A 20541-nucleotide genomic window follows, 5' to 3' on the forward strand; every position below is an offset into this window, starting at 1 on the left:
TCCTTAGTACTGCTTCCAAACCGTCTGCATTACATAATCACGATAACTATGAATAATACGCACAACCTTATCCGCTACATTCGGCATACTGTAATCTGCCACCAAGCTAAGGGTGCGCTCATAGCCACGACCCTGGGTTTCCAGAATAGCCAGGCCCTGCAGCACTCGCTCTTTGCTCAGGCCCACCATCATAGCCGCAGTTTCTTCCATGCCTTCGGGTCGTTCGTGTGCTTCACGAATGTTCAGCGCCGGGAAGTTGAGAATCGAGGCTTCTTCGTTGATAGTGCCGCTGTCAGACAACACGGCTTTAGCGCTCAACTGCAGCTTGTTGTAGTCCTTGAAGCCCAGCGGTTTTAGCAGGCGCACGTTCTCATGGAACTGCACACCCATGACATCAACCCGTTTCTGAGTTCTGGGGTGGGTGGAGACAATCACCGGGTAACCGTACTGCTGCGCCACGGCGTTCAGGGTGTCGACCAGGGCCTGAAAGTTCTTGTCAGAGTCCACATTTTCTTCCCGGTGGGCACTAACCACAAAGAACTGCCCTTCCGTTAGGCCCAGGCGTTCCAGAACATCAGAATTGTCAATGCCCTTGCGGAAGTGGTTTAGTACTTCAAACATTGGACTACCGGTTTTGATTACCCGATCTGGTGGCAGGCCTTCGCGTAGCAAGTAATCCCGCGCAATCGAACTGTAGGTGAGGTTGATATCAGCGGTGTGGTCCACAATGCGGCGATTAATTTCTTCCGGCACCCTCATATCAAAACAGCGATTGCCAGCTTCCATGTGGAAGGTCGGAATCTTGCGGCGCTTCGCGGAGATAACCGCCATGCAGCTGTTGGTATCGCCCAGCACCAGCAACGCTTCTGGCTGCACTTCGGCCAGCACCCTATCAACGGCTATAATTACGTTGCCGATGGTTTCAGCACCGCTAGCACCGGCCGCACTCAGAAAATAGTCAGGTTTGCGAATACCCAAGTCCTGAAAGAAGATTTCATTCAGCTCAAAATCGTAGTTCTGGCCGGTGTGTACCAAAATGTGCTCACAGTGCTCATCCAGTCTGGGAATTACTCGCGACAGACGAATAATCTCCGGCCGGGTGCCAACCACGGTCATTACTTTCAGTTTTTTCATAAAGTCACTCTGCAGTTCCTACTGGGCAGGCAAAAGTATCCGGCCGCTCGCGATCAAAAATCTCGTTGGCCCAAAGCATGCACACCAGCTCGCTGTCACCTACATTGGTAATGTCGTGGGTCCAGCCTGGAACGGTTTCCACAATCTCCGATTTGTTGCCGGAGGTGTGCAGTTCGTAGAACTCGCCGGTTAGCATGTGGCGGAAACGGAAACAGGCCTCACCTTTGATCACCAGGAACTTTTCAGTCTTAGAATGATGGTAATGGCCCCCACGGGTAATGCCGGGGTGGGCGGTAAAAAAGGAGAACTGGCCCGCATCCGTGGTTTTCATCATCTCCACAAACACACCGCGTTCATCCCCATGTTGGGGAACGGTGTAGGTAAAGCTTTCCGGTGGTAGGTAGCTCACATACGTAGAATATAAGGCGCGGGTCAATCCGGTGCCAACCGGCTCGGTAATCAGGTTATCCCGGGTCGCTTTGAAGCGTTGTAATTGCGCCGACAGCTCACCCACGGTAATTTGATAAATCGGTTCTACCTCGGCGAAGGGTGTGGGCTGTTCCACGCCGCCCAGCAAGCCGACAAAGCTGGCGACCACATCGTCAATGTAAACCAGCTGGATCACCGCATCCGGATCATTAATCTGTACCGGCAACTCCCGGGCGATGTTGTGGCAGAAGGTAGCCACCGCCGAGTTGTAATTGGGCCGCGCCCATTTACCAAATACATTGGGCAAGCGGTAGATGTAAACTGGACAATCTGTAGATTGGTGTAGTTCCAGCAGTGCGTCTTCCGCAGCACGTTTGCTGGTGCCGTAGTCGTTATCCCAATCTACCTGACTAGAGGAGGTATAAACCACAGGACTCTTGCAGCCGCTTTCCTTTATCGCTTTACACAGCGCCTGGGTAAGCCCGGCATTGCCGGTCACGAACTCTGATGGGTCTTCCGGGCGATTAATGCCAGCCAGGTGAAACACCCAGTCCACACCTTTCAGCAGGCCGAGCAAATCCGATTCCGTGTGCTCACGGGTGAATGGCACAATCTCGACATCACTCTCCGCACCACCCAGCTCGCGCAAATGCATTTGCAAATTTTTGCCGATAAAACCGTTAGCACCGGTTACCAATACACGCATGGTTCACTCCTCCGTGTTGAGGTATTCGCCCCGTTCCAGGGCTCGAATGAAATCCAGCTTACGTAACAAGGTTTGCATACCGGCTACATCCAGGCGCTCGGTGTTGTGGGAGTTGTAATCTACAGTGTGAGAAATTTTCTCCTCGCCCTGCTCTACAAACTTGCCGTAGTTCAAATCCCGCAGGTCGGGTGGCACCTGGTAATAGCCGCCCAAGTCCTGCGCGCAGGCCATTTCCTCACGACTCAAAAGAGCTTCGAACAACTTTTCGCCATGACGGGTGCCAATCACGTTAATAGGATGATTCGGCTTTCCCATCAAATCGGTCAGCGCCCGCGCCAGAGTTTCGATTGTCGCCGCAGGGGCTTTTTGTACAAACAGGTCACCGTTGGAGCCGTGCTCAAAGGCATAAAGCACCAAGTCCACCGCATCCGCCAGGGTCATCATGAAGCGGGTCATATTCGGATCAGTAATGGTCAAGGCTTGATCCGCACGAATCTGATCCACGAACAGGGGAATAACGGAACCACGAGACGCCATCACGTTGCCGTAACGGGTACCGCAGATCATGGTTTTGTCCGGATCCACATTACGGGACTTGGCCACCATCACCTTTTCCATCATAGCCTTGGAAATACCCATGGCATTAATGGGATAAACCGCCTTGTCTGTGCTCAGGCAAACAACACGCTTCACTTCATTTTGAATAGCGGCCTCCAATACATTCTCAGTACCGAGAATGTTGGTTTTCACTGCTTCCATAGGGTGGAATTCACAGGAAGGCACCTGTTTAAGCGCGGCTGCATGGAAGATGAAATCCACGCCACGGGTGGCATTCAGAATGCTTTGGTAATCGCGCACATCGCCAATGTAGAACTTGAGTTTGGGATTGGCGTAGCGCTTACGCATGTCGTCCTGTTTTTTCTCATCCCGGCTGAAGATGCGGATTTCTTCTATGTCGGTGTCCAGAAATCGTTTGAGTACGGCGTTGCCGAAGGAGCCGGTGCCGCCGGTGATTAATAGCGTTCTATTGTCAAAACTCATGTTTCACGAATCCATCTAATTTTTGCCGATTTTACTCGTTGTCCATAATTAACAAATATAAAAATAAATATCACAAAGAAAAAAGCGTTCGGACTGAACAAGAGCCCTTTTGCGTTAAGTATAAGCCCGGCTCCAAACCAAGCCACACTTAGCCAACTTTTTCCAAATGCCGAAAAACATAAAAAAGCCAAAAACAAAACATATAAAACTGTAAAAAAAACACCCCCATAATTATAAATGTGGACCCAACCAACATCGGAATAGTGATCAAGCTCACCTAAAAAAACATAGATCCCTTCGCCAAACAAGTGCCCCCAGACGCTATTGTTCAGATAAAAAAGATGGTCCTCAAAAAGCACCTTAACTGTTCTAGATTGACCAGATCCAAATTCTGCAAAGAGCCTAGGGAAAAATTCTTCACCAAAAAGATAGAGAAAATATGTTGCAAGAAAAAATAAACAACCTACTAACAGTTTTCTTAAGTTAGATATCTTCGAAAATAAAAGACCGATAACAACTGCAAAGACCACCAAGTTTGAGTTAACCAGTTGAGTCAAAGATGTCGATAAACTAATCACATTTCTTCTTAAAAGCAAAAGACAAACCAAAACAGATACAAATGGAGATGTGAAATTTATCTCATTTGAAATACCAAACCCTCGAACCTCCAAGTTATGACTCTTGAGATTAACAGAGTTTTCCCCACCCCCCATAAGCTTAACAAAATAGACTTTCAAAGTGGGATCAAAATAAGTAATAACCCAAAAACATAACTGAATCCAAAAAGAAACTGCAACAGTATCCAGAACAGAATCATAGTCATACTTCAGAAGATAGACCACAACGAAGAATGCTGGAACTGCTGAAATGAAAAAAATTGAAATTGCCCTAACAAAAAAACTATTAAAAAAATTATTCAGCAACGCACCTGTCACCATATCCACAGCTAATGAAAAGACCACTATTGCCAGAAAAACACAAATAACCTTCAGGCCGATAGAACAAAAAAAGGCTTTACTGTACTTTATTACAAAAAACAATCCAAAAAAAGAAACAAAGATAGAAAGGTAAAGCTTAGGACTTATTATAGATATCTTATAAAATGTAACAAAAAACACGAAAATCGCCAGAACTTTCATTTTCGCACCAGATTTTTCAAATATGGGTAAAAAAGAAAAAAAGTCAAAACATATCTTGCCAACCTAAGAGGGTGGAGTCTTTTGTAGTTTTTCAGCACAAATTGAAACTTTGCTTTCATTTGTTTTCTAGGATTCTTTGTAATTCTCTCACCGTCATGTTGAATAACATCAACAAAAACATCGGATAAAACATAGGCATCCGTCAACTCTGACGCTCTCAAGAGAATATCAGTATCTTGGCCAGCAACTAAATCAGCATCCCACCCCCCAATCTTTTCAAAAAGGGAAAAGCTAAACAAAACGCAAGACGTATTCACCTCATTACCATATCGAGAAAACCTTGAAAACAATTTATCACCGACAGGTATACAAACTCTGTTGCTATCTCCTTTGATAAAATTAGCTGACAGGAAAAGCATTTTTTGCTTGTCGCCAACTTCTTTAATTACTCTTAAAACAGCTCTTATATCTTTTGAAGCAACAGAATCATCATCATCTAAAAACCACATCCATTTTGAGAGAGAAACTTCTGCCCCTTTATTTCTCGCGCCTGCCCCTCCAGTATTCTCACTTAAAAATACGAATTTTATGAGCGGGTACTCATAGGACAATTCCTTTAACTTACCCACTTCACTAGCGATGCTACAGTCATCTACAACAATTACCTCAATATCCGACTCACCGGCAACAGAGCCCATATTTCTCAAGAGGGCTTCAACCAAGAAAGGTCTATTAAAAGTTGGAATTACAATACTTAATAATCTCAAAACGAACTCACAATAGTTATATTGTTAAACATGAAATCTCCAAAACCATTAAGATTCTAAAAACACCTAAAATCATTATTCATAAAGTGCGAGCCTCCAACTCCAGGTGCAACACTCAGTTCAATGAACGCCTGATGGCGCTTCTTGGGTCCGGCTGATCCGATCCATAAACACTTCCAGCGGTGGTTTGAAGCCTAACCGCTTTCGAGGCCGAGTGTTGAGCTGGAAGGCAAAAGCGTCCAGCTCATCCTGGCTGAACACAGACCGGTCTGTTCCCTTCGGCATGTACTGCCGCAACAAGCCATTAGTGTTCTCGTTAATAGCACGCGGCCCTGGTCGTAAGTGAAAGTCTGGCGCATCTCCAGCGGTACCCGATTCAACGCAGCACTGAAGCCCTGAACGGCCGCTGTGGCGGTGGCACCGTCCATCTTGGCCAGGAACACCAGACCACTGACACGCTCCACCAGGGTGCCAACGGCTGAGCGATTGAAGGCACCCTTGATCAAGTCGCCTTCCCAGTGCCCAGGCAGCAGCTGTTCTTCGACTTCCGGCGGTCGCAAATGGATGCTGACCAAATCCGGGATTTGTTGGCGACGATCAACCCCGCCGGCACGGGGGCGGCGCTTGGTGTGACCCTGACGCAGGCAGGCAATCAGCTCCTTGCGCAGCTCGCCGTGAGGCTGGGCATAAATGGCTTTGTACACGGTCTCATGTGAGACTTGAAGCTCAGGACGACGAGGAAACATGGCCTTCAGTGTGCCGCTGATTTGCTGAGGAGACCACTTTTTTCGCAGCATGTCGACGACTACCTCGTGAATGTCAAGGGTACTATGTTAAACATTACTAAGCTGAAAACAGGGCGATCTCCAACTCCAAGTGCAACACCCGGTTAATGAACCCCGGCTGGGGCGCTCTGGGTGCGTTTGAGCAGATCCATAAAAACTTCCAGCGGTGCCTTGAAACCGAGCCGCTTTCGAGGCCGGATGTTGAGCTTCGTCGTCTGTCAAGGTAGTTGGCACCTGATTCATTTAGGCTCTAATGAGCCACGTATTGCTCTTTAACATCTTGCTCTTCTGGTAGTGAATTCAGCCACACGGGTCCGATTGGTTCACAGTTACGGACATCGGTTGACCAACGGCCAGGATTCTTTTCTTTGGCCCTGAGTAGCGTCATTTTGCGCCTTGCCAGTATGTCAGCATCCTTACCTTCATGACGGTCTGCCGGCGTCACATAGCGGATCGCGCTGTGACGGTGCTCTTCGTTATACCAGGTGATGAACTTCATCACCCAGTCACGCGCCAGCTCAAGGCTCTCAAAGCCTTCTGGCGTGTATTCCGGGCGCTGTTTGGTGGTGCCGAACAGCGATTCGATGTAGGGGTTGTCGTTAGACACACATGGCCGACTGTAGGACGGTGTCACGCCCAACTGCTCGAACGTGGCCGGTAACGTACGTGCCGCCTTTCATGGCGCTGCCGTTGACAGAATGCACCACCGGGGGCTTGTTCACGCAGCCTTGCCGGAGTAGCGCTTTGCGCAGCACAATTTCGTTGTTGACCGCGTTTTCCGCATCGAACACTTCGGCTCCCACGATTTTGCGACTGTAGATGTCGAACATGAAGTACAGATAAAAAAATCGACCCCGGACGGTCGTTTTGAGATATGTAACGTCCCAACACCAGACCTGATTCGGCCTGGTCGCTTCGTGACGGCGTGGCGGGCCGACTCGACCGGAGTGTCGACTACCCCTGCGATGATTCTCATTGTGCTCTGTCAGAACGCGGTAGAAGGAGAATTCCGAGGCGATGTACCAGCCGCTCATCTCGTTCATTGGCAGTTTCACAGCTCTGTCACCAACGGCGGACCTGTTCCGGGTAGATGCCGCGTTTGCGACAATACTCGCCCAATTCGGATTCATTCAGTGCCGCTGCCTCAGGTACCGCATTGAACTTATCGCGGGAACTCCAGCCTTCTGGATCCGAACCGTGATCTGGCAACAACTGTCCTGATTTTCTGGCCTCGTTACGCCAGTTGTACAAGGTCGCATCGGAGATACCTTCTTCCTGCGCCACTTCGGTAACCGGTCAATTATTGGGTGGCAGCAACTTGCGCAGGATGGCTTCGCGACGTTCCGGTGAATATTTCATAAAGACCTCTGTCTCGCCCCACTTTACTGATAGAGTCTAACATCGGGTGGGGTTCCAACTACCTTGACAGAGGGGGGAAAGCCAGCCCCTGTAGGCAGACTTCGGAGGGTCGGTTCCTCCATCATTTCAACAGCTTCTCATGCTGCACATATGACTCCTGTCTTACTGTGCGCATTGCTGTGGCACACACAACTGGGTTGAAAACCGTCTCTAACCCAATATATCCCGAATAAACCAACGAACCCCTTTTGCGCTGTTATACCCGCCACGCATCAACAAACTGCTGGCAGCCACGATTCTTGCAAAAAACGGTTTCTCGACGACTACCAAGCGTTGTTCGGTAGTGTCTGCATGCTCCCGATAGCGTTTCTCCAGTGCAGCCAGTTCCGTTTTGTAATGCTCTGGTGCCTTTTTCTCGGCATCACGAACACCATCAGCGAATATTTGGAGCTGTTGCAAACCAGCCCTCACCTGCTCTACCGCGTTTTGGTTCAATACAGTCTTGATTGCGTTCAATCGTGCCTGGGTGCGAGTCACTTTAGTGGTTCTGTTCGCTATGAACTGGGAAACATTCGACTCGTGTCGTCGGTAGTACTGCAGTACTGTTTCATCCACTAGCTTGGCGTTTAGGCCATCCGCGAATTGCACTAGCCAGTTGTCGTGGCCCTTTACTCCAGCGCGTATGGGCATGCACAGATCCAGCAGTTCCCGGCGAACAGCGCAACAACAGCCCATCACGAAGCTGTCCATACTAAAGCCGGCAGACCGGATTTGTCCCACCTTGGTCAACCCCAATTCATTTAGCCGACCGTCTGTTAACGCGGCATCGTTCATCACCACCAACGCTTCGGGATTTCGCTCGGCAACGCCCACCATGTGCTCGATCTTATCCGGAAACCAAACGTCGTCCTGGTCGCATAGAAAAACCAGGTCTCCAGAAGTTTTCATCAGCGCTGCGTTGAAGTTACCGCAGTAGCCCATGTTCTTTTCGTTGCGGAAGAACTCGACTTTGAAAGGCGCTTTTCTGGCGAACTCACGGACGATGGCTTCTGTTTCGTCAGTTGAACAGTCGTCGGTGATGATCAGCTCGTCGGGTTGGAGAGTTTGGTCGACGAGGCTTTGTAGTTGGGCTTTGAGGTATTTGGCACCGTTGTATGTGGCCATGGCAATTGAAACTTTCATGCTGGCGCCTTCTGATTGTCCAAACCTAAAGCTTGAACCAATCGGTGGTTATTCTTCAGTCCAAGCTCTATCAGATGCTCAGAGTGAGCACAAAAATGTGCTTTGTTGACGTTCACCACTGACTCAAAAATATCGGGTATTTCTAGAACGGAGTAGCACCTTGCTGAAGGACCGAGACTCCAATCTGCCAGAAACCTGTCCAACTTCGCTACCCTTCGATTAACACCAACATGTGGTATTGAAAACGATAAGGCAGTGATTACACCATGAAGACTCGTTCCGATAAAAGCTTTCGAGTATCGGATTACAGACATAATCTCCCACACATTTAAATCGTCAAGAATTTCAAACTCACCAGCAGAAAGTTTTCCAACTTCCCGCAAAAATTCGATATCATCATGTCCGCTTGCATAACCAATCGGACACAATATAACCTTCAATCCATACTGTTCTGACAGTGATCTCAATACTTCTTTACATTCATAATATGAAGCACCTACTTTCTCAGGAGCAGCCTGAAAACAAATATAATCTTCATTCTTGAGTTCATTTATACGAGCGCCACTTTCTTTTTCTAAAAACTCGTCGTTGACAAAGTGCGCCATTACTATTGCGGAATCGGGAAACACCTCCGGCGAACAGAAAGTTTTAAGTGACCCTTCTGTTCTTTTATCTCTCACAGACAAGTAATCTGCCTCAGAAAGTCGTGCTCGGACAGAATGAATATAGGGCTCTAAAGCATTTCGTGAGACCCCTCCCCCGACCGTATTAAAACCAACCTTAATATGGGGCTCCAGTTTCTGGGGAATATAAGGATATTCCCATGGGAGCTTATAAAACTTTTTGCAAACAATATCCGCCAAGAACGAAAATCTCTTCCACTTCAGAAGCTTAACAAATTTTACGAACCTCTTGGAATGATTCATGTGGAAGAAAAGCCCACTGGAAGAAGCACAGAGCACCTCGCCGCCAATGCTAATGACTGCCTGGATATCATCGAGCCGCCCGTCGAAAACCTTCGACATCGCTACCGTTTTTTTTGCCCGATACTTAGATAAATCCGAATCAGTGAGGGCAGAAAACTCCAAGTGGTAGCTATTAAAAAAACCAGGATAATATTCTCTCAGAAAAAACTCAAAGAGAATTGGCATCAGATTATCGCCATAATTGTAGCGATCAAATGCACCAAGGATCACTACTTTTTTCATGAATTTGACGCCTCTAACTTTGATAGTTTCAACTTATCCGAACTCCTGATCACCTGAACGACTTTAATTATCAAAAAACACTGACAAACCACTCCAAAAAGGGAAAACATAGCAACAGAAGCCACATCAGATTCAAACAAAAGCGCGCCCAGATAAAAGCCAACAAGACTCAAAACCATGTTTAACAGACCATTTCGAAACAAAAAACCATCCAAGCCATAAACTGATACTGCTGCTGCAGCTGCTTTATTCAAGAAATTAAAAGCGAACCAAATTGCCATCCACGCGGCATATATCCCTGAAGTCTTCCACTCCCCACCAAACAAAAATTCAAATATGTACCCACCAGCGAAGAACACAATAATCAATGGAAAGACAGAAAGCGCCGCCAAACCAAGTGTAACTTTAATCACAAACTGAAGATTAGCCTGCCCTTCGTTGTAACGCTGCGCAATCTTTGGGTATGACGCATCGTAGACTGCCTTTCCAATCAACGTGACCGGAGCCCCCAAGACAGTTCTCGTCAACGCAAAAAAACCCGCATATTTAGCGCCATAAAAAGCGGTTAACAAAAAAATAGGAGCCGTCTGACTAACCACAGCCATCATTGCGTGAGGTGTTCTATAGAGAGGAAACCTTATGTACTTTTTAGCAACAGCCAAATGCCTTTTTTTTACAGCCAAAATATCAGTGAGTTTGACGCCCGCTCTTAAATTAACCGAAAAAACAACAACATTAACAATAAGAATAAAAACCGAGATCGAAATCAGGGTTACCGCACTCGGATAGTAGTATCCAAAAATCACCTTCGCAGAACCTGCGCCAAGAGCGGTCAGGATAGTCACTAGTGCAACCAGGCGAAATCGTCCATATTTAATAGCCCACTGCGTATAAGCCATTACGCAGAACGACAGGAACATCCCGATGGGCACAAAAAAATAGCTGCCATTAAAAGGAACAATGCGATCAAAAAAGAGCTCTATCAGAAAGAGACCCACTCCCGTTACAAAACTCATAACAAGAGCAAGTTTTAATGACAGATCAAATATGACTTTTGCTTCACTCCTTCGTTTCGGTAAAACCAACGCCAATGGGTAACAAAATGCGGCCAAGGGAGTGAGAAATCCGAGTAATGAGGAGAAATACCCCAAACCACCAAACGCTTCCGGGCCGTATAGACGAGTAATGAGCGGTAGAAAAAGGAGGCTTGCAGCCTGGGCAATGGCTGTTCCCGACACCAGCGTCACTACATTGCGCAGGAACTTTCCCTTACACCAGTTCGGAAGAAAGCTTTGAATATTACCCATGAATACTCAGTAGTAATCAGCAGATGAAAATGGTGTGCCTGCACTGTCTTTTCCAGAAACGAGCGGTTCTTCCGTTGTTCCCAGAGGCCATGTGATACCCAACGATAAATCGGCCCAATGAATTGATCTCTCATACTCCGGCGCATAGAAATCCGTGCACTTGTATTGAAAATCTGCCATTTCACTGGTCACCAGAAACCCGTGAGCGAACCCCGGCGGCACCCACAGCATGCGGTTGTTTTCTTCCGAGAGATACTCTCCTACCCACTGACCAAAGGTGGGTGAGGCTGTACGCAGGTCTACGGCTACATCAAACACTTCGCCGCGGGTTACCCTTACCAGTTTCCCCTGAGGATGTTTGATCTGGTAGTGCAGCCCGCGCAGGGTGTTTTTTACCGAGCGGCTGTGGTTATCCTGCACAAAGGAGGCGTCAATGCCCGCTTCCCGGAAGGCCTTTTCGTTCCAGGTTTCCATGAAAAAGCCGCGGTCATCTCCGAATACGTTAGGTTCGATGAGTTTAACGTCAGGAATTCTGGTTTCGGTAATTTTCATAGAGTTCGCTTACTTGCCTGTTTTGACCAGTTTTTTCAGGTATTCGCCATAGCTGTTCTTCTTCAGCGCTTCAGCTTCGGCCAATAGTTGTTCCTTGCCGATAAAACCCATGCGGTAAGCAATCTCTTCCAGGCAGGCGATCTTCAGGCCCTGGCGCTTCTCCAGGGTTTCGATAAAGCCTGATGCTTCGTGTAGCGAATCGAAGGTGCCGGTGTCCAGCCAAGCAAAACCTCGACCCAACAGTTCTACGTTGAGATCGCCCCGCTCCAGATATGCCTGGTTAACACTGGTAATTTCCAACTCGCCACGGGCGGAGGGTTTAACCTGTTTGGCGATGTTGACTACATCGTTGTCGTAGAAATAGAGGCCGGTCACTGCGTAGTCGGACTTCGGATTGACTGGCTTTTCTTCGATGGAGATGGCGCGGTGGTTGTCGTCAAACTCGACCACACCGAAGCGCTCCGGATCGGTCACCTGATAACCGAATACGGTCGCGCCTTTGCCTCTGGTTGCAGCGGTTTGCAGCATTTTGCTCAGGCCCTGGCCGTAGTAGATGTTATCGCCGAGCACCAGGCACACACTGTCCTGACCGATGAAATCTTCGCCGATGATAAAAGCTTGGGCGAGGCCGTCCGGACTTGGCTGAGTCGCATAAGTCAGGTTAATACCCCATTGGTTACCGTCGCCGAGCAGGCGCTTGAAGCCATCCTGGTCTTCTCGCGTGGTAATAACGAGGACATCCCGAATACCCGCCAGCATGAGAACCGACAGTGGGTAGTAAATCATGGGTTTGTCGTACACTGGGAGGAGCTGTTTGGAAATGCCCCTTGTGATTGGGTATAGACGGCTGCCGGAGCCTCCGGCGAGGATAATGCCTTTCATTTACTGCTCCAGGTATTCGCTCAGCGTCAGTTCCAGCTGGCTTTGCCATGCTGGGAGCCGGACCTTGAGGGCTTGTTCTAGTTTGGTGACGTCCATCCGTGAATTCAGCGGCCGGGTTGCGGATGTTGGGTAATCGCTGGTGGGGATGGGGTTTGCTTTAGTATTTTTGCCGGCCAAGCGGAAGATCTCTTTGGCGAAGCCTTGCCAGCTGGTTTCGGCGGTTGGGGCCAGGTGGTAGACCCCTGTTTCTAGCTTGCTGTGGATAGCCAGTGCGGTTACCTGGGCGATGAGCCTTGCCGGGGTGGGTGTGCCGATTTGATCTGCCACTATATTGAGTGCGGCTTTGCTTTCGGCCAAGCGCAGCATGGTTTTCATAAAGTTATTGCCGCGCGCGCTGTAAACCCAGCTGGTGCGGAAGATGAAGTGGTCTGCACCGCTTTTTTCGACGGCCTGGTCACCTTTGAGTTTGGTTTTACCGTAGTGGCTTAGGGGGCCGGTGGGGCTGGTTTCCTGCCACGGGGTTGTACCATTGCCCGGGTAAACATAATCGCTGCTGTAGTGAACTAGTCGGCCTTTATTAGTGGCTGCATATTCGGCCAGCTGTTTGGGCAGATCGGTGTTTAGGCGCTCTGCTTCCACCTGATGGGCTTCTGCAGAGTCTACGGCTGTCCAGGCGGCGGCGTTTACAATCAGGTTTGGCCGGTGTTGGTCCAGGTAACTGGCTACCGCCTGTTCTTTCGTCAAGTCAAGGTCTTCTCTGCCCGGGGCGGTGATGGCGCCGAGGGTGGCGAGGGTTCTGTGTAGCTCGAAGCCTACCTGGCCAGTTTTGCCTAGGAGTAAAATGTTCATTCCCCTCCCCCTAAACGCTCGCGCTGATAGCTACCGTCTTGTACTCGCTGGCACCAGTCGAGGTTGTCGAGATACCACTGCACGGTTTTTCTTAAGCCCGTTTCGAAGGTTTCTTCTGGTACCCAACCCAATTCTTTCTGGATTTTGCTGGCATCTATGGCATAGCGAAGATCATGGCCGGGGCGATCTGTTACGTAGGTAATCAAATCAGAGTAATGCAGAACGTTCATTGGTTTTTCGGGGGCTAGCTCTTCGAGCAGCTTACAGATCGCGTGCACCACTTCAATGTTCTGTTTCTCGTTGTGGCCACCGATGTTGTAGGTTTCCCCTACTTTACCTTCAATGACTACTTTACAAAGTGCACGTGCGTGATCTTCAACGTATAACCAGTCCCGAACCTGTTCACCTTTACCGTAAACCGGCAGGGGCTTGCCCTCTAAAGCATTCAGAATCATCAAGGGAATCAGCTTTTCCGGGAAGTGATACGGGCCGTAATTGTTGGAACAGTTGGTGACCACAACAGGCAGGCTGTAGGTTCTGTACCAGGCCCGTACCAGGTGATCTGAACTGGCTTTGCTGGCTGAGTAAGGGCTACTGGGAGCGTAAGATGTGGCTTCTGTGAACAGATCCGTAGTGCCTTCCAGGTCGCCATACACCTCATCGGTGCTGATGTGATGGAAGCGAAAACTGGTTTTCTGCTCAGCCGCCAACGAGTTCCAATAACTGCGTGTTGCTTCAAGCAGCGTGTAAGTACCAACAATATTGGTTTCAATAAAATCGGCTGGGCCGTCAATAGAGCGGTCAACGTGGCTTTCGGCAGCCAAATGCATGATAGCGTCTGGCCGGTGCTGAATCAGGGCTCTGTCAACAGCCACACGGTCACAAATGTCAACTTGTTCAAAACAGTAACGCCCGCTGCTACTCACGTCGGCAAGGCTTTCCAGATTGCCTGCATAGGTGAGCTTGTCCAGGTTAACAACATCGTGATTCGTATTCTGGATAACATGGCGAATAACGGCTGAACCGATAAAACCGGCACCGCCGGTGATCAGAAGTTTCATGATTTCTTGGTACCACTGTTTTTTAAGGCAGCCAAAGCTATTGCCTAGGCTCAAACTATTTAAGCAAACTTCACCGGCCGTCAGTAACCGCCAACTGTTTTTTTACACTCGCACCAAACTCGGCCATAAACGCGACAAAAATTCCCAGCATAAGGCCCAAAACCACGGCCAATGCAACAATCAGGCTTCGCTTCGGTCCGGTTTTTTCAATACTTTGACGGGCGCTAACAATGACTTCTAAGTTACCCAGGCTTTGCAATGCGTTCTCAAGTGCTGATTTTCTCTGAATTGCGGCAGAAAGCGCTGACCCATCACCATCTGTTGCCTTCCCTGCCATAGAATCTATAACAGTGCTTAATGATTTAATTTGCGCATTGATGCTAGCTTCTTCAATTCTTATAAGGTTTTCCTGATGCTGGCTCAGCTTTGCAATCAATGCAGCGTGAACTTCTTCAACTTGCTGTTTCTGTTTGACGGTCGTGCCGGTTGTAAAACGAATCAGCGCGGTGTCTTTCGTATTTTGAAACGACACGCCAAATGGCAGTTTGCTTTCGTTTTCAGCGTAATAAAGCACTTGCTGTTCGGGCAGCCATCGCGCTTCAAGGGTCGCGATAACGGTTTCCGGTGTCTGAATTAACGTCTCACTGTCTTTTTCCGCTAGCTGTACAAGGCTGACGTAATCGAACTTTTCGGGTGTGAGCAAAGCATAAGCCAAGCCCCCTAGCGTGCATAATAGAAACACGGCATAAAACACCCTGCGCCGGCGAATAAACGTCGCGGCCAAATCTACCAGGCTGATTTCGTCTGAATACTCAGGTTGGTACGTGTTATTCGGTTGATTACGTCTCTCTTCCATTCCACTCTTCCCTGTAGCTGCTTTTCGCGCTTGGGCACGCTACCGCCCTGCCGATGGTGATCAGCATAGCGGTTAAAGATGCCTATACTACAGGGTTTGGCCCGCCGTTTATGCTACCAGAAATTAGCGTTTTCAATTTTTCTTTATAAAGGCGCGTACAAACACAACGAACACGCCCAGCATGCCACCTAGCATCACCGCCAAAACAGCGATTAACGCCCGTTTTGGTTCACTTTTCTCTTGTGGGGCAACGGCTGGGTCTACGGTTTTAAACACGTATTCCGGTTGGGCGTTGGCCAGCATAACGGTGCGGGTTTCACTTTCGATCAGTTGATAAAACACTTGCTGCATACCGGCGATGTTGGTTTCGCTGAGTTTGCTTTCCAGGTAGGTTATGCGGGCCTCTGAGGTGCCCACATCTTCCCGGCGCATGTGCTCATTAATGTCGGCGATGAGTTGGGTTGCCCACTCTTTTGCCGCAGTCGGCGACAGGCTTTTGATACTGAGGGTGAGCATTCCTGTGTCTTTACTCTCGCTTACGCTCAAATGGTTTTCTCTGAATGCTTTTACCAGGTCCCAGTCGGTAGGCGCTTTGCTTTCACCATCGTCATTTAGCTGCCATTCGCCAGTGCCTGGGTTATAGAGTTCTCGGTCGTAATGCCACTGCTGGCTATTCATATCCCAACCAATCGTCGCTTTAAGCGGAACTGCTAATTTGTGCTTGCGGATAAAGTTGCTCAGAAAAGCTCGAGATTGCAGCACTTCCTTGGCGATGACGATTTGATTGGAGCCGCCCGAACCCAAGTTTATACCTGCGAGGCTGGCAAGGCCGCCGAGTTGACCGCTCAGGCCTTGCGTTCCGCCCTCTTCGTTGGCGGGTGCCACTAAAACATTAGCCTGGTAAATGTCTGGCTTCGATAACGCAAAAGCCACACCACCAGCTGCAAACACTATGGTAAAAGCGATGATTAGCCATTTTCCGGCCCACAGCGTTGCGAACAACTGGCGCAGGTCTATTTCGTCATCGGCGTACTGATTGGGTTGCTCAATGTGTGCATACTGATTCATTACAGATTCCCCACGGCAGCAGCGCCCAGGGCCATCTGATACACAATTTGGCTGACGTTGGTCCACAGCTCCAGCTGGTTCAGGCGGTCTACATCAATAGGCATGATAACGGTATCACCCGGGTGCAACTGCTGACTGCGACCACCAAACCAGGCGCTTTTTTCAGGCAGCATGACTGAGCCATCGGCTTTGACCACGTAAACGCGGTTTTCGTCCGCTTGACGGGTTGGGCCGCCGGAACGTTCCAGATAGTCGTCTACTGTTAATCCGGCTAGGTGCAGATGACTGGTGGGAAACTGAACTTCGCCGAATACGCTAACGGCTTGCGGAATGGTGGGTACAGTTAGCGTGTCGCCGTCTTGCAGGCGGATAGACTGGTAATCGCTGTTTGACAATACGGCCTGCAAATCGATGACCATGCGGCCAACGGGGCGACTGCTCTGTACATCGTCAAGAAGGCCTTTTACCTCATCCACGCGTTGAGCGTTCTGGCCGCCAAAGCTATCTCCTTCTAGCTTCCCACCCAGCAGGTCGCCCTGCAGGCGCTGTTCTGCCTCGCGCAGGCGCTGTGCTTCTAATTGGCGCAATTTTTCACGGGTGAATACAGAACCACGGGGAAAGGCGTTGTTGGTAAGCCCACCGGCACGCTGAAGCACCGCGCTTAAAGTCTCGCCATCGCTGAAGGTGTATTCGCCCGGGTAGACCACTTCGCCTTCAAGCGAGATGGTGTGCGTAGCGCCAAACAACGGTATGGATTTGACCATCAAGCGGTCACGGCTTTGCAGAGCTACGTTTCCCTGGCCGTTCATGGCGCTAGCCAGGTCAACGGTTTGAAGGCGGGTTTGCTCCACGCCATTGGCATTGAGGGTGCGGCGGGCCAGTTCTGCTCCCAGCATTAGGGCCGAATCTTTTAAACCACCGGCCATTACGATGGCGTCTTTTACTTTCCCGCTGGCAGGTAATGGGTACTCGCCGGGGTATCGTACCGGGCCGCTAATGGTCATTGTTTGCTGCGGCGCTTGCGGTGTGGCTTGTGTTTTTAAGCGTTTTACAACCTTGTTGAACAAAGCCTCACGGCTGAAGCGTTGGGCACCTTCTTCACCGCCTTGCTCGAAGTTGCTTTTGCCGTTATCTGCAAACAGCAGTAGTTGATCTTTTTCCTGAAGAATCAGGTCAGCCGCTCTGCCCGGGTGGGCAATGGCGTTTTTCAGTTCCAGGCTCAGCACTGAAATCTGCTGGGTTTCAGGGTTGGTTCTAACGATGGCGGCGAAGTTAGTGTCGGCTATGGGCAATAAGTCGGCATCACTATTACGTATGATCGAACTTACGCGCATGCCCGGAACCCAGGCAAACTTGCCTGTGCGCGTAGCTGCGCCGGAGATCTCAATGTATTGGCCAGTTACGTTTGCAATGGATGCCACAGACACCCTGTCACCGGCTTTCACTCGCGCCTGTTTACCCGCCGCTTTGGTCAGGTCTGCTTCCGCGATGATTCGCAAGAACTCCAGATTTGTTCGTTCTATGCGCGTAATTTGTGGGTAGGCCTGGGCCGTTAAGCCTCCAGCGAGATTAACCAGATCTTGCAAACTGGTGGCGCCATCAAGTTCATACAGTGCTGGTCGGTATACTTCACCGTCTATACCCACTCGCGGCCCAACGGCGGGGATGAAAATAGCGTCGCCCGCTTGCAGGCGCGCATCGCCGCTGGTGTCGCCTTTCAACAGGAGCTCGTAAAGATCAAGGGTGTGAACAACTTTGCCATTGCGCTTCAGCTGAATATTACGCAGCGAACCGGTATGACGAATGCCGCCCGACACATACAGAGCGGTTGTAATGGTAGACAACGAGCTGACACTGAACGAACCAGGCGTGCGGGTTTCACCTAACACAAACACGCGCACGCTGCGCAACTCGCCCAGCGACACGGCGGCTTTTACGCCGATGTACTGTTCAGACACCAGCCTGCTAATTTCATCACGCGCCTGCTGAAAGCTCAGCCCTGCCACGTTAATAGGCCCACGCTCTGGCATGTCGATGGTGCCATCGCGGGAGACCGTGAGTGACCATTGGCGGTTCTCATTGCCCCAAAGCTGCACTTTTATTTCATCGCCGGGCCCTAGTGTGTAGTTGGCGGGCACGGGCACTTCCGTAACAGGTGCAAAGGTGCTGGGCTTGCCTTCGAACAGCTCGTAGCCAAAGGGCTGTAGGCCGTTGTTCTTTTCGGCGAACGCCTGCTCTTCTTTTGTTGGCTTACGATCGCCTCCGTTTTCCGTGTTATCGCTTTGGAGCGGTTCAACAACCGATATCGCTTGGCGAACTGTCGATCCATTGGAGCCCGAAGGGCCTTGAACCTGATCGAGATCCACACCGTATTGCCGCGCAAGTGCTTCTTGCTGCGCTTTTGGCAATGACTTGAATTGCTGCATTTGCGCAGCTGATATGGATTGCGCGGAAACACACAATGGTGCTAACAGCGACACCAGAGATAACGAGAGTAAAAGGTACTTTAGGTTCACAAAGGGTATCCGGTGAGTGTTAAATAAAAATTTGACGTTTTATGTACTAAAAAGACGTTAGAACCGGTAGCGCCAGCTAGCGCCAACAGACCATTGCCCGCTTTCATTTTCGGCAGGGTTGACCAGCTGGAGCTTTTTATCGGCGAACTGGGCGCTTAGGTCTAGCCAGCCATTGAGCAATTCGGTGCCATAGCCAACTTTTGCGATCACTTGTTTGGCGTTTTCTGCGGGAACCATCAGCTTGATATTTTCATTAATGACCGGCGTTCGACTTATTCCATCTTTGTTAAATTCGACAAAGTTCAAGCTGGCCGATAGGTTGCGGCCGTCGTCGAAGAAGTGGAAGCCACCTAATGTGATCGCTTCGGCATCGCCGCTGAAGCTGGCACCCATGGTGCGGCCATAGTAACGATAGCCACTGCTATAGCGGGAGTGATCGTAGGTGATGTTAGGTCGGGCGTCGCCCAGAAAGTCATCGGCCAGGGTGTTGGCATACTCGATAAACCACTGCTGGTCGCCGTTGAATAATTGTGCGGTCCAGTCGCTACCCAATAGCCAGGATTTGCGCGCCGGGAAGGCGCCGGCTTCGTCTTCGCCCATCATCTGGCCGTACAGACCCATAGCCTGACGGCCCAGGGAAAAGCCATAACGAGCGTCTATGCCGGCAAGTTGATTACCCGGGTCGTTCTCTTCCAGCTGGCCGTTGTCTTTACCGATCAGCGCATTCCAGACGGTAGAGGGGCCTTCGGGCCGGCCTTCGCCACCGAACATGATGGCGCGGGAAAAGCCGACTTCCAGGCCGTCCAGCGGGCGCAGGTTCAAGCGCATACCAATCAGCTTGGCTTCAGGTACGGCGCGTTGTTTTTCGTATTGACCGGCCAGAACCGTGAGCTGCCACGGGCCAATCCAGCTTAACCAAGAGGTTTCAGGCGCGGACGGGTCTTTACGATTGAACCACACTGAGGGCATGGGCCGGGCGTTGTTAGAGAAAATCAGGCTGGACTGCCAGCCCGGCCCCCACCATCGGTCGATGGCGCCTGCACCAAACACCCAGTTACCAGCGGTTGCGGCTAAATAGGACCCATCGAAACGAGCGTTTTCGTCATCGTCTGGATTGAGCGCATACGTAGGGCTTAAGCCCAGTGCGAATCGCTCACCTTGCCATTGCACATTCAGCGTCGCTGAGCCTTGCGCCATAGGGCCGCGTTCAAACCCCTGCACCATGGCCACTTCGTTGGTTGCCGATAGTTCAAACTGTGCGCGAATTCCAGTGGATGCTTGCTGTTCCTGCTCAAACTCAAGATATGCGCGAGCCATGCCCGTTACCTCGGAGCTTTTATCAGCAGATTCGACCAAGGCGCTGTCTACAGATGCCCACATGATGGGCCAGCTGGTCACCGGGCGATTAAATTGCCCTTGATCCGCCAGTTTTTGTATTGCGAATCGGGCCCGGGCATCACCTGGCGCTATCCACGGCGCCGCCGCTGCAGAAATCGTGTTCAGGCACGCTACCGCCCCACATACCAAGACTAAGTGTTTTAAGGTCATGAACTTCATGTTTTTAAATGCAGGGATACAACTGGCTTTATAAGGAGAGAAACCGAGCTATCCCTGACCGATTTTGGCGCAAGCGCCGGAAAGCGAGGATGATACGCGTCAAAGAAATATACACAAGTGGTTAGCAAGCTTGCTAGCGTAAA

Annotated in this window: 16 protein-coding genes and 2 pseudogenes; all 18 read right to left on the reverse strand. The window is 50.0% G+C overall.

Translation table 11 applies throughout. The features are described 5' to 3' along the window. Positions 1-3: 3 nt before the first annotated feature. Positions 4-1134 carry a non-hydrolyzing UDP-N-acetylglucosamine 2-epimerase gene (gene wecB, locus MRBBS_RS12000; RefSeq protein WP_014871787.1) on the reverse strand — a complete coding sequence of 377 codons (1131 nt, stop codon included), beginning with the start codon at positions 1132-1134 and terminating at the stop codon, positions 4-6. A gap of 4 nt (positions 1135-1138) precedes the next feature. Then, a complete protein-coding gene (gene wbjC, locus MRBBS_RS12005) occupies positions 1139-2269 on the reverse strand; it encodes a UDP-2-acetamido-2,6-beta-L-arabino-hexul-4-ose reductase (RefSeq protein WP_014871788.1) in 1131 nt (376 codons plus the stop codon). Between the two features lie 3 nt (positions 2270-2272). Continuing rightward, positions 2273-3310, reverse strand: a complete 1038-nt coding sequence (locus MRBBS_RS12010) for a polysaccharide biosynthesis protein (protein ID WP_014871789.1) — start codon at positions 3308-3310, stop codon at positions 2273-2275. Next, positions 3307-4449 (reverse strand): hypothetical protein, encoded by a 1143-nt coding sequence (locus MRBBS_RS12015; protein WP_014871790.1) that lies wholly within the window; start codon positions 4447-4449, stop codon positions 3307-3309. The genes MRBBS_RS12010 and MRBBS_RS12015 overlap by 4 nt, the downstream gene beginning before the upstream one ends. After that, on the reverse strand, positions 4446-5216 hold the full coding sequence (locus tag MRBBS_RS12020; RefSeq protein ID WP_083847051.1) for a glycosyltransferase family 2 protein: 771 nt from the start codon (positions 5214-5216) through the stop codon (positions 4446-4448). Before MRBBS_RS12020 ends, MRBBS_RS12015 begins: the two co-directional genes overlap by 4 nt. 120 nt (positions 5217-5336) lie before the next feature. Further along, a pseudogene (locus tag MRBBS_RS12025) lies at positions 5337-6028 on the reverse strand (IS30 family transposase); the annotation flags it as partial. Between the two features lie 223 nt (positions 6029-6251). Continuing rightward, positions 6252-7360, reverse strand: a pseudogene (locus tag MRBBS_RS19070) (IS3 family transposase). A gap of 210 nt (positions 7361-7570) precedes the next feature. Next, positions 7571-8542, reverse strand: a complete 972-nt coding sequence (locus MRBBS_RS12045; RefSeq protein WP_014871797.1) for a glycosyltransferase family 2 protein — start codon at positions 8540-8542, stop codon at positions 7571-7573. Beyond that, positions 8539-9750, reverse strand: a complete 1212-nt coding sequence (locus tag MRBBS_RS12050; protein WP_014871798.1) for a polysaccharide pyruvyl transferase family protein — start codon at positions 9748-9750, stop codon at positions 8539-8541. Before MRBBS_RS12050 ends, MRBBS_RS12045 begins: the two co-directional genes overlap by 4 nt. Further along, on the reverse strand, positions 9747-11057 hold the full coding sequence (locus MRBBS_RS12055; RefSeq protein WP_014871799.1) for a lipopolysaccharide biosynthesis protein: 1311 nt from the start codon (positions 11055-11057) through the stop codon (positions 9747-9749). The genes MRBBS_RS12050 and MRBBS_RS12055 overlap by 4 nt, the downstream gene beginning before the upstream one ends. A gap of 6 nt (positions 11058-11063) precedes the next feature. Continuing rightward, positions 11064-11609, reverse strand: a complete 546-nt coding sequence (gene rfbC / locus MRBBS_RS12060) for a dTDP-4-dehydrorhamnose 3,5-epimerase (protein ID WP_014871800.1) — start codon at positions 11607-11609, stop codon at positions 11064-11066. 9 nt (positions 11610-11618) lie between these two features. Continuing rightward, positions 11619-12491, reverse strand: a complete 873-nt coding sequence (rfbA, locus tag MRBBS_RS12065) for a glucose-1-phosphate thymidylyltransferase RfbA (RefSeq protein WP_014871801.1) — start codon at positions 12489-12491, stop codon at positions 11619-11621. Continuing rightward, positions 12492-13340 (reverse strand): dTDP-4-dehydrorhamnose reductase, encoded by an 849-nt coding sequence (gene rfbD / locus MRBBS_RS12070; protein WP_014871802.1) that lies wholly within the window; start codon positions 13338-13340, stop codon positions 12492-12494. Further along, complete coding sequence (gene rfbB / locus MRBBS_RS12075) at positions 13337-14401, reverse strand: dTDP-glucose 4,6-dehydratase (protein WP_014871803.1); 1065 nt, start codon at positions 14399-14401, stop codon at positions 13337-13339. The genes rfbD and rfbB overlap by 4 nt, the downstream gene beginning before the upstream one ends. A gap of 70 nt (positions 14402-14471) precedes the next feature. Further along, complete coding sequence (locus tag MRBBS_RS12080; protein ID WP_014871804.1) at positions 14472-15257, reverse strand: Wzz/FepE/Etk N-terminal domain-containing protein; 786 nt, start codon at positions 15255-15257, stop codon at positions 14472-14474. A gap of 132 nt (positions 15258-15389) precedes the next feature. Beyond that, the gene (locus MRBBS_RS12085; RefSeq protein WP_014871805.1) at positions 15390-16325 is read right to left on the reverse strand and encodes a Wzz/FepE/Etk N-terminal domain-containing protein; all 936 of its coding nucleotides are present in this window, start codon (positions 16323-16325) and stop codon (positions 15390-15392) included. After that, positions 16325-18841 (reverse strand): SLBB domain-containing protein, encoded by a 2517-nt coding sequence (locus MRBBS_RS12090; protein ID WP_014871806.1) that lies wholly within the window; start codon positions 18839-18841, stop codon positions 16325-16327. Before MRBBS_RS12090 ends, MRBBS_RS12085 begins: the two co-directional genes overlap by 1 nt. A gap of 57 nt (positions 18842-18898) precedes the next feature. Continuing rightward, positions 18899-20389: a capsule assembly Wzi family protein gene (locus MRBBS_RS12095; protein WP_041635618.1), complete on the reverse strand. Its 1491-nt coding sequence runs from the start codon at positions 20387-20389 to the stop codon at positions 18899-18901. Between the last annotated feature and the right edge of the window lie 152 nt (positions 20390-20541).

The sequence above is a fragment of the Marinobacter sp. BSs20148 genome, assembly GCF_000283275.1.
GTDB classification, from domain to species: Bacteria; Pseudomonadota; Gammaproteobacteria; order Pseudomonadales; family Oleiphilaceae; genus Marinobacter; species Marinobacter psychrophilus.